18 protein-coding genes are annotated in these 19,869 nt (G+C 68.4%); 6 read left to right on the plus strand and 12 right to left on the minus strand.

What is annotated here, in order from left to right:
• Positions 1-76: 76 nt before the first annotated feature.
• Positions 77-1,015: a LysR family transcriptional regulator gene (locus ASE76_RS01585; protein ID WP_201781819.1), complete on the minus strand. Its 939-nt coding sequence runs from the start codon at positions 1,013-1,015 to the stop codon at positions 77-79.
• Between the two features lie 67 nt (positions 1,016-1,082).
• On the opposite strand from ASE76_RS01585, the gene mdlC reads away from it, so the two are divergent.
• Positions 1,083-2,720: a benzoylformate decarboxylase gene (gene mdlC, locus ASE76_RS01590; RefSeq protein WP_055835451.1), complete on the plus strand. Its 1,638-nt coding sequence runs from the start codon at positions 1,083-1,085 to the stop codon at positions 2,718-2,720.
• Positions 2,721-2,804: 84 nt separating this feature from the next.
• Entirely contained in the window at positions 2,805-3,812 is a 1,008-nt protein-coding gene (locus ASE76_RS01595) for a tripartite tricarboxylate transporter substrate binding protein (RefSeq protein ID WP_055833710.1), read from the plus strand.
• Here the strand turns inward: ASE76_RS01595 and otnI are convergent.
• From otnI to ASE76_RS01630, 7 genes are all read right to left on the minus strand, one after another.
• Positions 3,784-4,662, minus strand: coding sequence for a 2-oxo-tetronate isomerase (gene otnI, locus ASE76_RS01600; RefSeq protein WP_082447835.1), 879 nt, complete (start codon positions 4,660-4,662; stop codon positions 3,784-3,786). The two genes, ASE76_RS01595 and otnI, sit on opposite strands and share 29 nt — an antisense overlap.
• Positions 4,663-4,693: 31 nt before the next feature.
• Positions 4,694-5,365 carry an aldolase gene (locus tag ASE76_RS01605; RefSeq protein WP_055833713.1) on the minus strand — a complete coding sequence of 224 codons (672 nt, stop codon included), beginning with the start codon at positions 5,363-5,365 and terminating at the stop codon, positions 4,694-4,696.
• On the minus strand, positions 5,362-6,639 hold the full coding sequence (otnK, locus tag ASE76_RS01610; RefSeq protein WP_055833714.1) for a 3-oxo-tetronate kinase: 1,278 nt from the start codon (positions 6,637-6,639) through the stop codon (positions 5,362-5,364). Before otnK ends, ASE76_RS01605 begins: the two co-directional genes overlap by 4 nt.
• 53 nt (positions 6,640-6,692) lie before the next feature.
• Positions 6,693-7,712, minus strand: a complete 1,020-nt coding sequence (gene denD / locus ASE76_RS01615; protein ID WP_055833717.1) for a D-erythronate dehydrogenase — start codon at positions 7,710-7,712, stop codon at positions 6,693-6,695.
• 37 nt (positions 7,713-7,749) lie between these two features.
• Positions 7,750-8,649, minus strand: coding sequence for an L-threonate dehydrogenase (gene ltnD, locus ASE76_RS01620; RefSeq protein WP_055833720.1), 900 nt, complete (start codon positions 8,647-8,649; stop codon positions 7,750-7,752).
• An 88-nt stretch (positions 8,650-8,737) separates the two neighbouring features.
• Entirely contained in the window at positions 8,738-9,712 is a 975-nt protein-coding gene (locus tag ASE76_RS01625; RefSeq protein ID WP_082447836.1) for a tripartite tricarboxylate transporter substrate binding protein, read from the minus strand.
• A gap of 243 nt (positions 9,713-9,955) precedes the next feature.
• Complete coding sequence (locus tag ASE76_RS01630) at positions 9,956-10,732, minus strand: FadR/GntR family transcriptional regulator (RefSeq protein ID WP_055833724.1); 777 nt, start codon at positions 10,730-10,732, stop codon at positions 9,956-9,958.
• A 464-nt stretch (positions 10,733-11,196) separates the two neighbouring features.
• Here ASE76_RS01630 and ASE76_RS19820 point away from each other — a divergent pair, with 464 nt between their 5' ends.
• A complete protein-coding gene (locus ASE76_RS19820) occupies positions 11,197-12,465 on the plus strand; it encodes an AAA family ATPase (protein WP_082447837.1) in 1,269 nt (422 codons plus the stop codon).
• A gap of 1 nt (position 12,466) precedes the next feature.
• A complete protein-coding gene (locus ASE76_RS20375) occupies positions 12,467-13,084 on the plus strand; it encodes a hypothetical protein (protein ID WP_156362491.1) in 618 nt (205 codons plus the stop codon).
• A 93-nt stretch (positions 13,085-13,177) separates the two neighbouring features.
• Here the strand turns inward: ASE76_RS20375 and ASE76_RS01635 are convergent, their stop codons facing one another.
• Positions 13,178-14,488, minus strand: a complete 1,311-nt coding sequence (locus ASE76_RS01635; RefSeq protein ID WP_055833727.1) for a glycerate kinase — start codon at positions 14,486-14,488, stop codon at positions 13,178-13,180.
• A gap of 182 nt (positions 14,489-14,670) precedes the next feature.
• Between ASE76_RS01635 and ASE76_RS01640 the strand changes: the two genes are divergently transcribed.
• Positions 14,671-16,554: a phosphodiesterase gene (locus tag ASE76_RS01640; protein WP_082447838.1), complete on the plus strand. Its 1,884-nt coding sequence runs from the start codon at positions 14,671-14,673 to the stop codon at positions 16,552-16,554.
• 48 nt (positions 16,555-16,602) lie between these two features.
• Here ASE76_RS01640 and ASE76_RS01645 read toward each other — a convergent pair whose 3' ends face one another.
• Positions 16,603-17,823 (minus strand): urate hydroxylase PuuD, encoded by a 1,221-nt coding sequence (locus tag ASE76_RS01645; protein ID WP_055833730.1) that lies wholly within the window; start codon positions 17,821-17,823, stop codon positions 16,603-16,605.
• A gap of 172 nt (positions 17,824-17,995) precedes the next feature.
• A complete protein-coding gene (xdhC, locus tag ASE76_RS01650; RefSeq protein ID WP_055833733.1) occupies positions 17,996-18,814 on the minus strand; it encodes a xanthine dehydrogenase accessory protein XdhC in 819 nt (272 codons plus the stop codon).
• A 46-nt stretch (positions 18,815-18,860) separates the two neighbouring features.
• On the opposite strand from xdhC, the gene ASE76_RS01655 reads away from it, so the two are divergent.
• Complete coding sequence (locus ASE76_RS01655; RefSeq protein WP_082447839.1) at positions 18,861-19,385, plus strand: hypothetical protein; 525 nt, start codon at positions 18,861-18,863, stop codon at positions 19,383-19,385.
• 19 nt (positions 19,386-19,404) lie between these two features.
• Here ASE76_RS01655 and uraH read toward each other — a convergent pair whose 3' ends face one another.
• Positions 19,405-19,755, minus strand: a complete 351-nt coding sequence (gene uraH, locus ASE76_RS01660; protein WP_055833736.1) for a hydroxyisourate hydrolase — start codon at positions 19,753-19,755, stop codon at positions 19,405-19,407.
• Between the last annotated feature and the right edge of the window lie 114 nt (positions 19,756-19,869).

Here is a 19,869-nt window from a genome sequence, read left to right on the forward strand (position 1 = left end):
CCCGACCGATGCCGCGGAGTGGAGAGGTGCGCAAGCGCCCTGCCCTCCGCGGCGTTTTCGTTTCCGCAGGCGGCGATCAGCCCGGCGCGGCACGCCCTGCCGCGGCCGCCGGCTCCTGGAACAGCTCCACAACCAGCGCCCGCAACCAGGCGTTGCCCGGCTCGGCATCGAAGCGGTGGCTCCAGTGCAGTGCCACGCGGAAATCGCGCAACGCGAACGCCGGCTCGACGATCGCGTAGCCGCCGGCTTCGGCGAAACCGCGCGCGATGTTGCGCGGCATCACCACCGCCAGGTCGGTCGCCCGCACGATCGAGGGCAGCACCATGAAGTGCTCGGTGGTCAGCCGCACCCGGCCGTCGAGCTGGGCCATCTGCAGGATGCGCAGCGTGTCGGCATGGCTGCGCACCGCCACGAAGTCGAGCGTCCGCAGGTCCTGCAGCAGCGCCGCCGCGCTGCGCCGCCGCTGGCGGGCGAACGGGTGGCCGGCGCGCAGCAGCACCACGTAGCGGTCGTGCAGCAGCGGCAGCGACTGCACCGCGTCCTGCAGCCGCGGCAGGAAGCCGATCGCCAGGTCGATGCGGCCGCTGTCGAGCGCGGCCGCCAGCTCGGCCGGCGGCACCGGCTCGGTCTCGATGTGCACGCCCGGCGCGCGGGCCCGCATCGCCGCCATCAGCGCCGGCAGGAAGCGCGCCTCGCCGATGTCGCTCAGGTGCAGCCGGAAGACGCGGCGCGACTGCAACGGATCGAAGCGCGCCGATTCGCCCACCGCCTGCTCCAGCGTGGCCAGCGCGCTGCGCACCATGCCCGCCATGCGGTCGGCCCGCGGCGTGGGCGCCATGCCGCCGGCGGCCCGCACGAAGAGCGGATCGCCCAGCAGCGCCCGCAGCCGCGACAGGCCCTGGCTGGCGGCCGGCTGGGTCAGGTGCAGCAGCTTGGCCGCGCGGCTCACGTTGCCGGTGCGGTGGACCGCGTCGAAGAGACGCAGCAGGTTCAGGTCGAGGGCGTCGATATGCATGTGGCTTATTCCACTTAGTCGGCTTATTTTATTGATGGATGACCGGCCGGACCGCAAGATCGGCCGCATGCTGCACACCGACCATTCCCCATCCGTCGCCGCGCCCGACAGCGGCGTACCGGCCGCCACCACCGTGCGCAGCGCCGTGCTCGACCTGCTGCGCGCTTTCGGCATGACCACGATCTTCGGCAACCCGGGCTCGACCGAACTGCCGCTGTTCCTCGATTTCCCGGCCGATTTCCGCTACGTGCTGGGGCTGCAGGAATCGGTGGTGGTCGGCATGGCCGACGGGCATGCGCAGGCCACCCGCAACGCGGCCTTCGTCAACCTGCATTCGGCGGCCGGCGTGGGCCACGCGATGGGCAACATCTTCACCGCCTTCAAGAACCGCACGCCGATGGTGATCACCGCCGGGCAGCAGGCGCGCTCGATCCTGCCGTACGACCCGTTCCTGTTCTCGGGCCAGGCGACCGAGCTGCCCAAGCCGTACGTCAAGTGGAGCATCGAGCCGGCCCGCGCCGAGGACGTGCCCCTGGCCATCGCCCGGGCCTACTACGTGGCGATGCAGCAGCCGCAAGGCCCGGTGCTGGTCTCGATCCCGGCCGACGACTGGGCGCGGCCCTGCGAGCCGGTGGCGCCCCGCGCGGTCAGCACCCGCAGCCGGCCCGAGCCGGCGCTGCTGGGCGCGATCGGCGATGCGCTGGACGCTGCCGCCCGGCCCGCCTTCGTGGTGGGCGCGGCGGTCGACCGCGACGGCGCCTGGGACGCGGTGCGCGCCCTGGCCGAGCGCCACCGGGCGCGGGTCTACGTGGCGCCGATGTCGGGCCGCAGCGGCTTCGCCGAAGACCATCCGCTCTTCGCCGGATTCCTGCCCGCGATGCGCGAGAAGATCGTCGCGCTGCTGGGCGGCCACGACCTGGTCTTCGCGCTCGGCGCGCCGGCCTTCACCTACCACGTGGAGGGCTTCGGCCCTCACCTGCCCGCCGGTGCCGCCCTGGTGCAGCTGACCGACGACCCGCAGACCGCCGCCTGGGCGCCGGTGGGCACCTCGGCGGTCGGCAGCATCCGGCTGGGCGTGGAAGACCTGCTGGCCCGCGCCATGCCGGCCACGGTGCTGGCCCGCACCCCACCGCCGGTGCGCGAGGCCGCGCCCCGCGCCGTGCCCGACGGCGAGCGCATGTCCGTCGCCTGGCTGCTGCAGACCCTGGCCGAGCTGCGCACGCCCGACAGCGTCATCGTCGAGGAATCGCCCAGCGCCCGGCCGGTGATGCACCGGCACCTGCCGATCCTGCAGAGCGAAACCTTCTACACCATGTGCAGCGGCGGCCTGGGCCACGGCCTGCCCGCCGCCGTGGGCGTGGCGCTGGCCCGGCCCGACCGGAAGGTGATCGCCCTGATCGGCGACGGCTCGGCGATGTACTCGGTGCAGGCGCTGTGGAGCGCGGCGCAGCTGCGGCTGCCGATCACCTTCGTCATCGTCAAGAACCGGCGCTATGCCGCGCTGCAGGAGTTCGCGCCCACCTTCGGTTTCGCGCCCGGCGCGCCGCTGGAGGGCTGCGACCTGCCCGACATCGACTTCTGCGCACTGGCCCGCGGCCAGGGCTGCGACGCGGTGCGGGTCGACGACGCCCACGCCTTGGCGCAGGTGCTGCGCGACGCGCTGGCCGCGCCGCGGCCGGTGCTGGTCGAGGTCGAAGTCGCGTAGCCCGCCGGCCCCGGTTCCGCAGCGCCCGCATCGGACGCGACCGCGCATCGCCTTATTTCCAAGAACGACACCAGGAGACACACCATGCCCATCCGAACCCCCATTTCCAGATCGAAACGCGCCCTGGCCGGCGCTGTGCCACGGCTTCTAGCTATGCTTTTGGTAGCGTCTGCGCCGCTGGCCGCCTGGGCGCAAGCCTACCCCGCCAAGCCGGTGAAGGTGATCGTCAACTTTCCGCCGGGCGGCGCGGCCGACCAGATCGCCCGGGCGGTCACCCTGCCGCTGCAGGAGGCGCTGGGCCAGCCGGTGGTGGTCGAGAACCGGGCCGGCGCCGGCGGCAACATCGGCGGCGAGGCGGTGGCCCGCGCCGCACCCGACGGCTACACCCTGCTGATGAGCAGCGGCGGCATGGTGTCGATCAACCCGGCCATCTACCCGAAGATGGCCTTCGACCCGGCCAAGGACCTGGTGCCGGTGGCCGCCGCCGCGCGGGTGCTGGTGTTCCTGGAGGTCAAGCCCGACTTCCCCGCCAGGACGGTACAGGAGTTCATCGCCCACGCCAAGGCCCACCCCGGCAAGCTGAGCTACGGATCGCCCGGCAACGGCAGCTCCCCGCACCTGGCCGGCGAGCTGTTCCGCGAGATGGCGGGCGTCGACACGGTGCACGTGCCCTACAAGGGCGCCGCCCCGGCGATGCAGGACCTGTTGGGCGGCCAGATCGACTTCATGTTCGACCCGGGCATCGGCCTGACCCATGTGCGCGCCGGCAAGCTGAAGCTGCTGGCCGTCGGCAGCCCGCAGCGCTCCAGCGTGTTCCCCGACGTGCCGACGCTGTCGGAGGCAGGGCTCAGGGGCTTCGACGCCGACACCTATTTCGGCTTCTACGCGCCCGCGGGCGTGCCGGCCGAGGTGGTCGCCAGGCTGAACCGCGAGATCAACAAGATCCTGGCGACGCCCGCCTACCGGGAGCGCCTGTCGAGCCTGGGCGGCGAGCCGGCCCCGATGACGCCGCAGGCCTTCGGCGCCAAGGCGCACGACGATGCGGAGCGCTTCGGCAAGCTGATCAAGGAGCGGGGCATTCGGGGAGATTGAGCGGGGCGCGCCTGGATTGCCCTGCCGCCATCGCCGCCCGCATCCATCCCAGCCCGTCGGTCGTCCCGCCGGGCACCGCGCCGCGGGCGGGCTTGTACTCGCAGCCGATCCATCCGGCGAAGCCCAGCGCGTCGATCATCTCGAACAGGTAGGGGTAGTGGACCTCGCCCGTGTCCGGCTCATGGCGTGCGGGAACGCCCGCGATCTGCAGGTGCGCCACCCGGCCGCCGGGCAGCCAGGTCCGCAGCCGGGCGGCCAGGTCGCCCTCGACGATCTGGCAGTGGTACAGGTCCATCTGCACCTGCAGGTTGGGCGCGCCCACCTCCTGCAGCACCGCGTGCGCGTCGTCCTGGCGGTTGAGCAGGTAGCCGGGGATGTCGCGGGTGTTGATCGGCTCGATCAGCACCTGCCGGCCTGCCTTCGCCGCCTCGGCCGCGGCCCAGCGCAGGTTGGCGACGTAGGTGGCGCGCAGCGCGGCGCGGTCGGCACCGGCCGGTGCCAGGCCGGCCATGACGTGGATCTGCGGGCAATCGAGCGCGTCGGCATAGGCCAGCGCATGGGCGAACCCCTCGCGGAACTCGGCCTCGCGCCCCGGCAGGCCGGCGATGCCCCGCTCCGGCCGGTTCCAGGCGGTGGCGACCGCTCCGGCCTCGCCGCCGCTGGGCGGCGCGTTGAACAGCACCTGGCGCAGGCCGTGGTCGCGCAGCCGGGCGGCGATCTCGGCCGCGGGGAACGGGTACGGCGCCAGGTATTCCACTGCGCCGAAGCCGTCGCGGGACGCGGCTGCGAAGCGGTCGAGGAAATCGAGCTCCTGGTACAGGAATGAGAGGTTGGCGGCGAAACGGGGCATGGGATTTCTCGGGGCAGGAATCAGGAAAAGGTCACCAGCGCGCGCCGAAGGAAACACGCAGTTCGTCGATCTGCGCGGCGTCCAGCGGCGCGGCGCGGCCGCCGTCCAGCCTCCAGAGGCGGGCGGTTTCCTCCAGCTCTTCCAGGGTCGCCATGGCGGCGGCCGGCGTGTCGTGCCAGACGTTGGGGCCCAGGCGCGCCAGCATCGCCGCGCGGATCGGCGTGCCGCGCTCGCCGTAGCGCACCACCGCCTCGGCCACCCGCTCGGCCGCCTCGGGCGCGCCGGGGCGGTGGTAGGGGACGACCGGTACATGCCCGACCTTCATCACGAAGTACGGGGTGAGCGCCGGCAGCAGCTCGTCGCCGGTGGGCTGCAGCGTGAGGGCCACGCAGTGGGTGCTGTGGGTGTGGATCACGCAGCGGGTCTGCGGGTCGAAGCGGGTGGCGCTCTGGTAGATGCGGCGGTGCAGCGCCAGCGTCTTGCTGGCCCGGTCGCCGGCCACCTGGCGGCCCTGGGCATCGACCTGCGCCAGCCGCGCCGGATCGAGAAAGCCCAGGCAGGCGTCGGTGGGCGTGATGAGGAAGCCGCCGTCGTCGAGCCGCGCGCTGATGTTGCCGGCGGTGGCGTGCACATGGCCGCGCTCGAACAGGCTGCGGCCGACGCGGCACACCTCCTCCCGCAGGCGATGGTCCGGCGGGCTCATGCCTGCAGGGCCGCGAAGGCCTTGGTGAAGAAATCGTCGGTGCCGAAGTTGCCGGATTTGAGCGCGATGTGCAGACCCGCGCCGCCAGCAGCGGCGCTGTGCGCATGGCACCACGGCACGCCGGGATCGATCTGGCCGCCGATCTGCATCTGGTGGATGCCGAGCGCCTGCACGCAGGCCCCCGAGGTCTCGCCGCCCGCGACGACCAGTTGCCGCACGCCCAGCGCCACCAGCCCGCGCGCGATGGCGGCGATGGTGCGCTCGACCATCGCGCCGGCCTCCTCCACCCCCAGCCGGCCCTGGATAGCCTGCACCGCCGCGGGCTCGGCCGTCGAATAGACCAGCACCGGGCCCTGCGCCAGGCGGCTGCCGGCCCATGCCAGCGCGGCCGCGGCGACATCGACGCCCGCCGCGATCTGCAGCGGATCGACCGCCAGCGCCGCACCGCCGCGGCGGACGAAATCGAGTACCTGCCGGTTCGTCGCCGTCGAGCAACTGCCCGACACGATGGCCCGCAGGCCCTCGGCCGGCGGCAGCGCAGCCGCCTGCGCCGACGGGGCGATGCCGAAGTTGGCCGGCAGCGCGATCGCCACGCCCGAGCCGGCGGTCAGCAGCGGCAGGTCGGCGAAGGCCGGGCCCATGCGCAGCAGGTCGTCGTTGGAGACGGCATCGACCACCGAGATGCCCACGCCCTCGGCCTGCAGCGCGGCGATGCGCGCCCGCACCGCCTCGGCACCGCGGGCGACCACCGTGTGATCGATCAGCCCGACGCGGTGCGCCGTCTGCGCCTGCAGCACCCGCACCAGGTTGGCATCGGTCATCGGGGTGAGCGGATGGTGCTGCATGCCGCTCTCGCTCAGCAGCACGTCGCCGGCGAACAGGTAGCCCTTGAAGACGGTGCGCCTGTTGTCGGGAAAGGCCGGCGTGGCGATGGTGAAGCCGGTGCCCAGCGCCTGCATCAGCGCATCGGTCACCGGGCCGATGTTGCCCTGCGGCGTGCTGTCGAAGGTGGAGCAGTACTTGAAGTAGATCTGCCGCGCGCCCTGCGCCTGCAGCCAGCGCAGCGCCTCCAGCGACTGCGCCACCGCCTCGGCCGGCGCCACGGTGCGCGACTTGAGCGCGACCACCACCGCGTCCACCCCGGCCGCCAGCGGCGCGGTGGGCACGCCGATGGTCTGCACCACCCGCATGCCGGCGCGCACCAGGTTGTTGGCCAGGTCGGTGGCGCCGGTGAAGTCGTCGGCGATGCAGCCGAGCAGGATCGTGTGGGTCATGGAGGCGGAGAGGTCGGATGAAGGGTGGGCGGGGCCGGCGGCCAAGGGCGCGCCTAGCCGCGCAGCGGTGCGCGCACCGCGCCGGGGTTCTCCCGCACGTAGTCGCGCACCAGGGCGTCGATACTGCCGTCGGCCTGCAGCCCCAGCGCCTGGGCGCGGGCGGGCCGGAAGCGGCTGGGCCAGCTGGCGATGATCTTCTCGACCTGCGGGTCGTGCCGCCAGTCGATCAGGGCGGTGGCGTCGGCGCCGGCGATGCGCTCCAGCGCGGCGACCATCTCGCCGACGGTGGTCGTCAACGACGGCAGGTTGACCGCGGTGCGCGGCCCCCACTCGGCCGCCGACGCGGTGGCCGCCCGCACCAGACCCTCCACCGTTCGCGCGGGCGAGGCCAGCGCCACCGCGGTGCCGGGCGGCACCGGGCAGACCGCCCGCTCGCCCGCCAGCGGCTCGCGCAGCATGCCGCTCAGAAAACCCGACGCCGCACCGTTGGGCCGGCCGGGCCGCACCGAGACGGTCATCAGCCGCACGCTGCGCCCCTGCACGAAACCCTTGCGCGTGAAATCGGCCACCAGTTGCTCGCCGATGAATTTCTGGCTGCCGTAGCTGTTCTGCGGCGTCGGCAGGCTGGTGTCGGTGATGACCTCGGGCAGCGGCTGTTCGGGCGAATCGCCGAACACCGCCACCGAGCTGGAGAAAACGAAGACGGGTGCATTGCCGCCCGCGCGGCAGGCCTGCAGCAGGGCGCGGGTGGCGTCGAGGTTGCTGCGCATGCCCAGGTCGAAATCGGCCTCGCACTCGCCGCTGACCGCCGCGGCCAGGTGGTAGACCAGCTGCGTGTCGGCCAGCGGCAGCTGGCCTGCCTCGATCTGGTCCAGCAGGTCGCCGCCCGCGAAGGCGATGCGGGTGTCGGTCTGCAGGTCGGACGGCGGCGGTGCCCGGTCGGCGAGGGTGATGCGGCCGATCGGCTGCGGCGCCGCGCCGGCCAGTGCCAGGCTGCCCTGGGCCAGCAAGGTGCGGGCCAGCCGCGCGCCGAGAAAGCCGCAGCCGCCGGTGATCAGGATATGGAGTGCCATGGATGAGCGGAGCCTTGCGTGGAGGGAGCGCGCATCTTCACGGTTTCTTCGGCAGCTCGATACCGGGGAAGATCTTGATGACCGCGCTGTCGTCTTCCTTCGCGAAACCGGCGGTCGACGCCTGCATGAACATCTGGTGCGCGGTGGACGAGAGCGGCAGCGGGAATTTGCTGGCGCGGGCCAGGTCCAGCACCAGGCCCAGGTCCTTCACGAAGATGTCGACGGCCGAGAGCGGGGTGTAGTCGGCCGCCAGCACATGGGCCATGCGGTTCTCGAACATCCAGCTGTTGCCGGCGCTGTGGGTGATCACCTCGTACAGCCCGGCCGGGTCGACGCCCTCGCGCAGGCCCAGGGCCATCGCCTCGGCGGCGGCGGCAATGTGCACGCCCGCGAGCAGCTGGTTGAGGATCTTCACCTTGCTGCCGGCGCCCGCCGCATCGCCCAGGCGGTAGACTTTGCCGGCCATCGCGTCGAGCACCGCGCCGGCCTTCTCGTAGGCGGCGGGGCTGCCGGCGGTCATCATCGTCATCTCGCCGCTGGCGGCCTTGGCCGCGCCGCCGGAGATCGGCGCATCCAGGTACAGGATATCGAGCGCCGCGAGCCGCGCCTCCAGCGCGACCGACCAGGCGGGGTCGACCGTGGAGCACATCACGAACACGCTGCCGGGCCGCAGCGAGGCCGCGCAGCCGGGCACCTCGCCCGCGCCGAAGAGCACCGCCTCGGTCTGCGCCGCGTTCACCACCACCGAGACGACCACGTCGCACTGCGCCCCCAACTCCGGCAGCTTGGCGCAGGCGCGGCCGCCCTCCTGCGCGAAGGCCTCGGCGGCCTCGGTGCGCACGTCGTGGACGGCGATGTCGAAGCCGGCGCGGCGCAGCGATTGCGCCATGCCCAGGCCCATGGCCCCGAGGCCGATCAATCCGATGGTGTCTGGCATGCGATGGAAGTCCGTGGAAAGAGAAAAAGGATTCGGCTGAAAACCGCGACGCCACCGTCGCGCGCGGGCAGGTGGAAGGCGACGCGGCTCAGTCCAGCACGATCTTTGCGCGCGCCGCGACCTGCTGCCACTGCGCGGCGTCGGCCGCCATGAAGCGGCCCATCGCCCGCTCGTCGAGGAAGGCGGGCTCGGCACCCTGGCGCTGCATCGCCGTAGCCACCTCGGGCATCCGCACGATGCGCGCCAGCGCCTCGCCGAGCCGTGTCGTCACCGCCCCCGGCAGGCCCGCAGGCGCGACGATGCCGAACCATGCGCTCACGTCGAACCCCGCCAGGCCCGACTCGGCCAGGGTGGGTACCGCAGGCAAGGCAGGGCTGCGCTCGGGCGTGGTGACGGCCAGCGCCCGCAGGCGGCCCGACTGGATCTGGGCGATGGCCGACGGCAGGTTGTCGAACATGAAATTGACCTCGCCCGCCATCAGCGCGGTGATCGCGGCCGCCGCGCCGCGGTACGGCACATGGGTCACGAAGGTGCCGGTGCGCGCCTTGAACAGCTCGGCGCTCAAATGCAGCGAGGTGCCGTTGCCGTTGGAGGCGTAGTTGAGCCGCCCGGGCGCCGCCTTGGCCCGGGCCACCAGTTCCTCCACCCGCTGCAGGCCGCCGGAAGGGTTGACCAACAGCACGTTGGGCACCCGCCCGAGCAGGGCCACCGGCGCCAATTGCGTGGGCTGGTAGGGCAGGTTGCGGTAGACGGCCGGCCCGATGGTCAGCGCGGGCGAGGCCATCAGCAGGGTGTACCCGTCGGCCGTGGCGCGCGCCACGTCGGCCGCGCCCAGGTTGCCGCCAGCGCCCGGCTTGTTGTCGACCACCACCGGCTGCCCCAGCTCCTGCGCCAGCCGGGTGCCGACCAGCCGTGCCATGGTGTCGATCAAACCGCCCGGCGGAAACGGCACCACCAGCCGCAACGGGCGCGCCGGCCAGGCCTGCTGGGCGAATGCGGGGGCGGCGGAACAGGCGACCAATGCAGCCTGCAGTGCGGCGCGGCGAGACAGGGTTGAGGTCATGGTGGGAGATCGAAGACTGTTATGACGACGGCGGCGGTTCAGCGCGTCGGACCGGCTACCGAAGGCCTGCGATACCCCGCCGGGGCGCTGTCCGCTTCTCTTGCAAGTGGCACCCGACCCGGCGGCAGCGGACGGACGCATCGGACAACGATCTGCACTTCATGCCTTGTCTCTCCAAATAAACTTGTTATATGGTCATCATACAAATTTAAAGATAGAAAGAACCACCGGGTTTTCACCGACTCAGCCGCCGGGCGCCCGTTCCGTCAGCGAGCGCGCCAGCACGTCGCCCTCCTGCGTCCAGAACTCGGGCCCGGCCTGCTCGATCCGGCGGATGGCGTTGCGCATATGGTCCGCTGCCGCCTGCCGCGCGGCCGTGACGTCGCCGGCCGCGATGGCATCGACGATCCGCGCATGCTCCTGGCTCACCGCGTGGGCGAAATCCAGCCGCCGCGCCTCGTTGGCCCGCGTCACCCGGGTCGCACCATGGAGGAACTGGCCCAGGTAGTCGAGCGTGCCCATCAGGAACGGATTGCGGGCGGCCTGGGCGATCACCCGGTGGAACTGCACGTCCTCCTCCACCCCGTCGCCACCGGCCGCGACCGCCGCGTCCAGTGCGCCGATGCACTGCCGGATCGCCGTCAGGTCCGCATCGGTGCGCCGCTCCGCCGCCAACGCCGCCACTTCCGATTCCAGCGCCCGCCGCACCTCGACGATCTGCACCACCGCCGCCCGCGAGCCGGCGTGCCGTGCATCGAAATTCAACGGCGAGAACCCCGCCGCCTTGGCATACACCCCGCTGCCCTGCCGCGACTCCACCAGCCCCACCGACTTCAGCCGCGACACCGCCTCCCGCACCACCGTGCGGCTGACCCCGAACTGCGCCGCCAGCGCCGCCTCGGTCGGTAGCCGATCGCCCGCCGCGATCCGCGCACCGCGCAGCTCGGCCTCGATGGCGTCCGCGACTCGGTCGGAGAGCCGTGCGCCGGGGGCGAGGGATGCGAAGGGAGGGAGTGTCATGGGGAGGTGTGCTTGCGTGTCAAGTGAGAACTTAGTTGATCGCAAGGAGACTTGGGGGCGGCACACCCTTGACGACACGGAAAACTACATACAGCCCTGCTGTGAAGATTTCGACGCAGGGGATGCTTTTTAAGCATGGCTGTGGGGGCTGAATCGCCGGTCAACACTCGAAACCTTGGTGCTTTACATCAATGGAAGCTTCAACTTGTTACGCTCACGCAGAGTGGTGCTATAGGCGTTCTTGCAACACCGATCGTCCACTTTTTGACAGATGCTTTGACATGCGCGTGCAATGGCTAGAACGCCCGGTCTAGGCTCTTTCCGAGTACGCGCTAAGATGCAGCCCATCATGCCATCAAGTACATAATTACATCAATAATAAATATTTATTCTAAATTATAATATTTAAGCAAAGTCATCAAATTCAAGCAATATAAAAATTTAAAAGATAATTAAAGGTATATATGAAATTAAACATTGATGGAATCGGAAAAATATTTCAATCATCCATCGACATAGATGGACTTACTATTATTTCGGGCGAGAATGATACTGGCAAGAGCACTGTTGGGAAAGTATTATTTTCTATAATTCAAGCGTTTACAACATTTCCGTACATCTTTGAAAAACAAACCCGAGAAAAATTTCAGCGGGAATTTGAACGACTTTATTACGAGATACGAAGACTTGTCGATATCACAGACAATTCTGAGATTCGGAACCTTTTTTCATTTTCCCGTGGAGCTGTAGGGGTCAGTGATGTTCCCCCGCACGTACTGCTTAACATTTTAAAGAAGCAGATTGAGTCGTTAAGCGGGGACAATATCGAGCAATTTTCAAGACAAAAATTGATAAATTCTATTGAGAGACTTAGGGTTGAGAATGCCAGCCCTGATAAAGAGGACAAAATTATCAGGCACTCGTTAAACAAAGTGCTAGCTTCTGAATTTCCCGCCGATGTGGTTTGCAAAACAACCGATGGTGTAGCAAAGATTGAGTTGATTGACGGGGCATCCAGGGTACTGGATTTTACAGTCGATAAGGGAGGCATTAAAGATTTCACCAGTTCTGGCCCACTAGGTTTTAAGAACGTAACTCTCGTAGACGGCCCTTCTATCCTTCAGTACTACCCAGCAATTTCTGAGTTCGATTCCGTGGGCGAAAAGCGACTTCGCAGAGGTGCGCTCCCATTTCACGTCGTAGATCTAGCAGGAAAAATACAAGGTGTAAAAAGGAATATCGATTTATTAGGAGAAATTTCAATCAATCGATTTCCAGGAGCAATTTCAGGCGATCTACGATATGACGAAAAATCGCACGGCTTTATATACGAGACTGACAAGTATTCCATCCAGTCAAATAATGTAGCGTCCGGCATAAAGGCGTTAGCATTAGTGGATCTCTTGATAATTGGTGAGTATGTGAATGCAGAATCGTTGCTTGTGTTGGACGAGCCTGAAACAAATTTGCACCCGAGCTGGCAGGTTCAATATGCAAAAGTCATTTGCGATCTCGTTCGAGGAGGAGCAAAAATACTATTGAATACGCATAGCCCTTACATGCTTGAAGCCCTTAAAGGATACTCTGCACAAATCGACGGGGTTAATTTTTATGTATCTAAATTGAATGAAAAGGGATACGCAGAATTTCACAACACCAATGGCGATATTACCCCGATATTGGAAGTGCTATCACAGCCATTGATTGACTTGGTCAACGAACTAAGTGAATAGTATGAATACCAGCGCAGCCTCTAGAATATACAGCTCACTTTTGCAAAGCCATCCGAAAGCAAATGCTTCGATAACTGAATTAAGCATGACCGAGGCTGGAACCAGCTTTGTGCAATCATGTTACAAAGCGTTTAATTTTGATTTAGTCAAAAATGCTTCGTTAAGAAAATCGGAAGTTAAAGAAAAGTCACCTGATGCCATTTTTTTAAACGGTGATGCACTCTATTTTGTGGAGTTCAAGTCTGGCTTGTGGGACAAAAAAGATCTTAGAGCAAAAATACACGAAGGTTTAACCACCCTTTTTCAGTACTCAATAAAAAATAAATTGATCGAGAGGTCTGAATTCTTTGAAATTCCTCTCCACTATGTAGTTATTGCAACTGACAGAAAAAAAAGCCACTCGCTTAGAAGTGAAAGCACTTTTCTCGATGCCCTAAATTTGAGCATGACATATTTCGGCTTATCAAACTTAGAGGGTTTTATATTAAAGAAAACGGACCTGTTAAGCCAACCTGACAAAGTTTTTCAAAAACTAAAAGAAATTACAGGCGACTCTTTGGATGATCTAGTTTTTATATGTCCTCAAAAGGGAGCTGTTACATTTGGAAATAATCCATAGATACAGACATCCCCAGTGACATAACTTATTCAAAACTTATGATTTTTATAATGCGCAATATTCAAAATAAGCGCTCTATAAATGATACCATAATTAGTAAATAACTATCGCCCGAAAATCATTCACATTGGTATTCGTCGGCCCCGTCACCAGCAAATCCCCCACCGCGTCGAAATACCCATACGCATCGTTGCGCTGCAAACAGTCCGCGATCTTGCAGCCCGCCGCCACACCCCGCGCCAGCGTATCCGGCACCACGAACGCCCCCGCGTTGTCCTCCACCCCGTCGATGCCGTCGGTATCCGCCGCCAGCGCCCACACACCCGCTTCGCCCTGCAGCGCCTGCGCCAGCCCCAGGCAGAACTCCCCTGCCCGCCCGCCCCGGCCCTTGGCGGCGCCCTCGGCGCGGGGCCGCACGGTGACGGTCGTCTCGCCGCCGGAGAGGATCACGCAGGGCTTCGCGAACGGCTGGCCGTGGCGGGCCACGGCGCGGGCCAGGGCGGCGTGGACCTTGCCGACTTCGCGGGACTCGCCTTCGATCTCGTCGCTGAGGATGTAGGCCGGCAGGCCTGCGGCGCGGGCAGCCTCGGCAGCGGCTTCGAGCGACTGGCGGGGGGTGGCGATCAGCTGGACCGTCTGGCCGTCGAAGGCCGGGTCGCCGGGCTTGGGGGTTTCGAGGGCGCCGGTCTCCAGGCGGGCGCGCACCCCGGCGGGAATGTCGATCCGGTAGCGGGCCAGGATGTCGAGCGCATCCGCGCAGCTGCTGGCGTCCGGCACGGTGGGGCCGCTGGCGATGACCGACGGGTCGTCGCCCGGCACGTCGCTGATCGCCAGGGTCACCACCCGGGCCGGCGCGCAGGCCGCGGCCAGGCGGCCGCCCTTGATGCGGGAGAGGTGCTTGCGCACGCAGTTCATCTCGCCGATGTGGGCGCCCGACTCCAGCAGGGCGCGGTTGATGCGCTGCTTGTCTTCCAGCGTCAGGCCCTCGGCCGGCAGCGTGAGCAGCGACGATCCGCCGCCGGAGATCAGGCACAGCACCAGGTCGTCGGCCGTCAGGCCCTGCACCATCCGCAGCATGCGCTCGGCAGCGGCCAGGCCGGCTGCGTCGGGCACCGGGTGGGCGGCCTCGACGAGTTCGATGCGCTGCGGCAGGCCGGCCGGGCGCGGGGGGATGTGGTGGTACCGGGTGACGACCAGGCCCTCCAGCGGCGCGTCGGCCGGCCACAGCGCCTCCAGCGCCTGCGCCATCGCGCCGCCGGCCTTGCCCGCACCGACCACGACCGTGCGGCCCTTGGGCGGCGGTGGCAGGAAGGGGCCGAGGGTATGGAGCGGCTGGGCGCGGCGCACCGCCACCCCGAAGAGATGCTGCAGGAAGGCGCGGGGATCGGCGAGGGAAGGCTTCATGATCAGAGTGCGACAGCGGTGGGCGGGTGGGCGGGCGGATGGCGGAACGTGCCGCATTCTGCCGGGGCCGCCCGCGGCGCCGCACCCTGCAATACCCTGCATCCGCCGGTCCACTGCTGCCGTTGCAGCCGGGTACAACCCGTCATGACCGCGTCACGGCCGGCCGGCAGGATCGGCGGGCCATGCCCGTCCCCACCCCCCTCCCCGCCGCCACGCATCCTGCGGCCCCCACCTTCGCGCAGCGCCGCCGCGACCTGCGCACCCTGGCACGGCTGATGCGCTACCGCCAGCTCAACGCCCTGTTCCAGCCGCTGGCCGATCTGCACAAGGGCACGGTCTTCGGGCACGAGGCGCTGATCCGCGGGCCGGTCAACACGCCGCTGCACACGCCCGACGCATTGCTGGCGCTGGCCCGCAACGCCGGCGTGCTGGCGATGTTCGAGCTGCTGTGCCTGGAGACGGCGCTGGCCGACTGGCACCGGGTGCAGGGCAGCGGGCGGCTGTTCCTCAACATCAGCGCCGATGCGCTGGTGCAGGCCCTGCGCCGCCATGGCGCGGCGGCGCTGCTGGCACACCTGCAGCGGCTGAAGATCGACCCGCGCATGCTGGTGCTGGAGCTGACCGAGCACGAGCGGGTGGCCGACAAGGAGGCGCTGGGCGACGCGGTGCGGCTGCTGCGGGCCGGCGGCGTGGCGCTGGCGCTGGACGACTTCGGCGACGGGCGCTCCAGCCTGCGGCTGTGGTCGGAGCTGCGACCCGAGTTCGTGAAGATCGACAAGTACTTCACCCGTGCGCTGCACGGCAACGACGGGCCCGAGAACCTGCGGCTGGTGCAGGCGCTGCTGAACATCGCAGAGGCGTTCGGCACCCAGCTGGTGGCCGAGGGCATCGAGACGCCGGCCGACCTGCGGGTGCTGCGCGAGCTGCGCGTCCCCTACGGCCAGGGCTACCTGCTGGGCCGCCCGGCGCCGCTGCCGCGCCAGCAGGTGGCGCAGGCCGCCCGCACCGTGCTGGGCGAGGCCCAGTCGCTGGTGGTGCTGCGCCAGCAGCTGCCGACGCGGCCGGGCGTGCTGCGCGGGTTTCCGCGGATCGACGCGCCCACCGCGCATCCGGGCACCACCCACGACGCGCTGGCCGAGCTGTTCCACCAGCACGAGGCGCTGCACGCGATCGCGCTGGTGGAGGACGGCCGGCCGGTGGCGCTGGTGAACCGGCAGCAGTTCATGAACCGCTACGCCACCCTGTACTTCCGCGAGGTGCACGGCAAGAAGCCCTGCATCGGCTGCGCCGACACCGCGCCGCGGATCGTCGACATCGAGGACGACATCGACGCGCTGGCCGCGATCCTCACCTCGCACGACCAGCGCTACCTGAGCGACGGTTTCATCATCACCGCGCGCGGCCGGTACGCCGGCCTGGGCACCGGCGAGCAGCTGGTGCGCACCGTGACCGAGGCGCGGATCGAGGCGGCGCGGCATGCCAACCCGCTGACCTTTCTGCCGGGCAACATTCCGATCAACCTGCAGATCGACCGGTTGCTGGGCGGCGGGGTCGACTTCGTCGCCTGCCATGCCGACCTGAACGACTTCAAGCCGTTCAACGACCACTACGGCTACTGGCGCGGCGACGAGATGATCCGGCTGGTGGCGCGCGTGTCGCTGCTGCATGCCGATCCGCAGCACGACTTCGTCGGCCATGTGGGCGGCGACGATTTCGTGCTGCTGTTCCAGAGCGCGGACTGGCGCCAGCGCTGCGAGCGGATCGTGCAGGAGGTGGCCGAGCAGGCGCTGGCGCTGTTCGACCCGGCCGCCCGCGCCCACGGCGGCATCCACGGCGAAGACCGCGACGGCCAGCCGCGCTTCTATCCCTGCACCACGCTCTCGATCGGCGTGGTGGCGGTGCGCGGCGGCCAGTTCCGCCATGCGGACGAGGTAGCCAGCCAGGCCGCGTTGGCCAAGCACGACGCCAAGGTGGCGCGCCAGCGGATCCTGGTGCGGGAGCCGGACGCCCCCCGGGCCGCGGCGGCGGTGACGGCGCAGCGCAAGCCCCACCTGGTCGGCCGGTAGCGGCGGCGTCGCCCGGCCCCGTGCCGGCGCGGCAGGCCGGCAGGGCGGCTACTGCACCGGCGCGCCGGCCTGGAACCAGCGGCCAAGCAAGGCGCGCTCGGCCTCGGTGATGCCGGTGGCGTTGTTCATCGGCATGGTGCGTGTGACCACCGCCTGCTGGTAGACGCCCTGGGCATGGGCCTTCAGCTGCTCGGGCGAGTCCAGGCGCACGTTCTTCATCTGCATGGCGGCGCCGTGGCACATGTAGCAGCGCTGCTCCAGCACCTTCTGCACTTCGGCATAGGAAACCGGTGCAGCCGGCTCCGTACGCCCGCCTTCAGCTATCGAAACCATAGCAACGGGCGCGGGGCGCAGCGCGAAGATGGTGGCGGCGATCACCGCCACGCCCACCAGCGCGTAGGGCAGCGGATGCCGGTTGCGGCCCAGCTTCCAGCCGTGGCGCAGCACGAAGAACTGCCGGATCGCCGCACCGGCGAACATCATCGCGATCAGCACCAGCCAGTTCTGCGGATGGGTGTAGGTGAAGCTGTAGTGGTTGCTGAGCATCGCGAACAGCACCGGCAGGGTGAAGTAGGTGTTGTGCACGCTGCGCTGCTTGCCGCGCCAGCCGTGCACCGGATCGACCGGCTGCCCGGCCTTGATCGCGGCGATCACCTTCTTCTGGCCCGGGATGATCCAGAAGAACACGTTGGCGCTCATGCTGGTGGCGATCATGGCGCCCACCAGCAGGAAGGCCGCGCGGCCAGCGAACCAGTGGCAGGCCAGCCAGGCCGCGGCGCAGACCAGCACCAGGGTCAGCGCGCCGACGATGGCGTCGCCGTTCTTGCGGCGGCCGAAGATCTGGCAGATGGCGTCGTAGAGCATCCAGAACACCACGAAGAACGACAGCGCCACCGCCACCGCCGCGCCGGGCGACCAGTCCATCCTCGATTTGTCGACCAGGTAGGCGCTGGCGTTCCAGATGTAGGAGACGGAGAACAGCGCGAAGCCCGATATCCAGGTGCTGTAGCTCTCCCAGAAGAACCAGTGCAGGTGCGGCGGAAGCTGCGGCGGCTTCACCGCGAACTTCACCGGGTGGTAGAAGCCGCCGCCGTGCACCGCCCACAGCTCGCCGGTGGCGCCCTGGCGCTTCAGCTCTTCGTCCTGCGGCGGGGTGAGGCTGCTGTCCAGGAAGACGAAGTAGAACGACGAGCCCACCCAGGCGATGGCGGTGATGACGTGGACCCAGCGCAGCAGCAGGTTGGCCCAGTCGAGAAGATAGCTTTCCATGTGTCTGGAATGCCGCGCGGGGGACGCGGCCTGTATGTGGCAACCTGCTCACCACTGCGGGCGCTCTGAGCAGAAATGGCCGCGAACCCGGGACGTGTCGCCGTCCCCCGCTCCGCTGCGACCTGTGCCGGCGAGTGTATGCAATCCGCCGACCGCCGGGTGGGGCCGCGCGTCAGGACCCGCCCTGCGAGCCCAGGGTTTGCAATAACTGTGCCGCCACCGCCACCGCGATCACCTCCGGCTCCTTGCCGGCGATGCCGGGCAGCCCGATCGGGCAGACGACCGCGTCCAGCTCCGCCGGCGTGAACCCGCGCGCTTCCAGCCGGCGCCGGAAGGTCGCCCACTTGGTGCGGCTGCCGATCAGGCCCAGGAACGGCAGGTCGGCCCGCGCCCGGCGGCGTTGCAGGCAGGCGGCGACGATGTCGAGGTCCTCCGCATGGCTGAAGCTCATCACCAGCACCCGCGAGCCGGCGGCCAGCCCGGGCACCGCCGCCTGCACCGGGTCGGAATGCTCGCAGGCGGCGCCGGCCGCCGCGTCGGGCGGGAAGATGCCGTCGCGGCTGTCGATCCAGGTGAGCGCGAAGGGCAGCGGCGCCAGCACGCGGGCCAGCGCGGCGCCCACGTGGCCGCCGCCGAACAGGGCCACCGGGCTGCGCGCCGCCGACAGCCGCGCCCGCAGCGCCGCCACGTCGGCCGCGCCCACCGGCTCGAAGCGCAGGTGCACCACCCCGCCGCAGCACTGGCCGAGCGACGGCCCCAGCGGATAGCGCCGCACCGGCTCCGTGCCGCCCTGCCCGGACAGCCGCAGCCGCGCCTCGGCCACCGCGTCGAATTCGAGCCGGCCGCCGCCGATGGTGCCCACCAGCGCATCGGCGAACACCGCCATCCAGGTGCCGGGGCCGCGCGGCACAGACCCTTGGGTAGACTCCACCGCCACCAGCACCGCCGCGGCCTGCGGCAGGCGCTGCAGCAGGGCATTCAAGATGTCCACGTCGCGTATTTCCTTTGTTCGCATTCTGACCCGAGGGCCGTCACCCATGCCGCCTGAACCGCCCCGCCGCCCCTGGATCGTGGCCGTGCTGCTGTCGGCCGTCGCCGCCGTCGTCGCATCCTGCAGGTCGGGCACCGACACGCCCGCGCCGCCCCAGCCGAAGACGCCCGACCCCGCCGCGCCCCCGGTCGCCACCGGCCCGGTGCCGGGCGACAAGGGCTCGGCCCGCGCCTCGTCGGCCGCCACGCCGCGCGCCTACCGGCAGGACGGCGCCACCCACCTCTACGGCCTGAACGCGCAGCGCATCTACAAGGGCAAGCTGCCGCCGCTGCTCTACGCGATCGGCACGCTGCAGGTCAACATCGACGCGGCCGGCAAGGTCGGCAAGCTCGAATGGATGCGCGCCCCGCGCCATGCGCCCGAGGTGATCGCCGAGATCGAGCGCACCGTGCGCGCCGCGGCGCCCTTCCCGGCGCCGGTGCGCCTGGGCAAGGTGGTCTACACCGACACCTGGCTCTGGGACAAGAGCGGCAAGTTCCAGCTCGACACCCTCACCGAAGGGCAGAACTAGCGGCTGCCGCGCTTCGGCATCAACTGCCGCGGTAGGTGGAATAGGCCCAGGGGCTCACCAGCAACGGCACGTGGTAGTGCTGGTCGGCGTGGGCGATGCCGAAATCGATGCTCACCACGCTCAGGAAGTTCGGCTCCGGCAGCGTCACGCCGCGGCCGCGGAAATAGCCCGCCACGTCGAACGAGAGCCGGTAGGTGCCGGTGCGCAGCCCGGCGTTGTCGAACAGCGGCGCATCGGTGCGGCCGTCGTGGTTGAGCACCAGGCGCTGCAGCAGCGTGGCCGCATCGCCGTGGGTGGCGTAGAGGGTGACGGCCATGCCCGCGGCGGGGCTGCCGTGCATCGTGTCGAGAACGTGGGTGCTGAGGCCCATGGGCCACCTCCTGGAATCGGTTGGACGGAGCGCCCGCCGGCGCCGTGCCGCGGCGACGGCCGGCCCGCGCGGGGCGAAACCGCGAGTGTAGGCAGACCTGCGGCAAGCCCCTGC

Source organism: Xylophilus sp. Leaf220 (genome assembly GCF_001421705.1).
Taxonomy (GTDB): Bacteria; Pseudomonadota; Gammaproteobacteria; order Burkholderiales; family Burkholderiaceae_C; genus Xylophilus.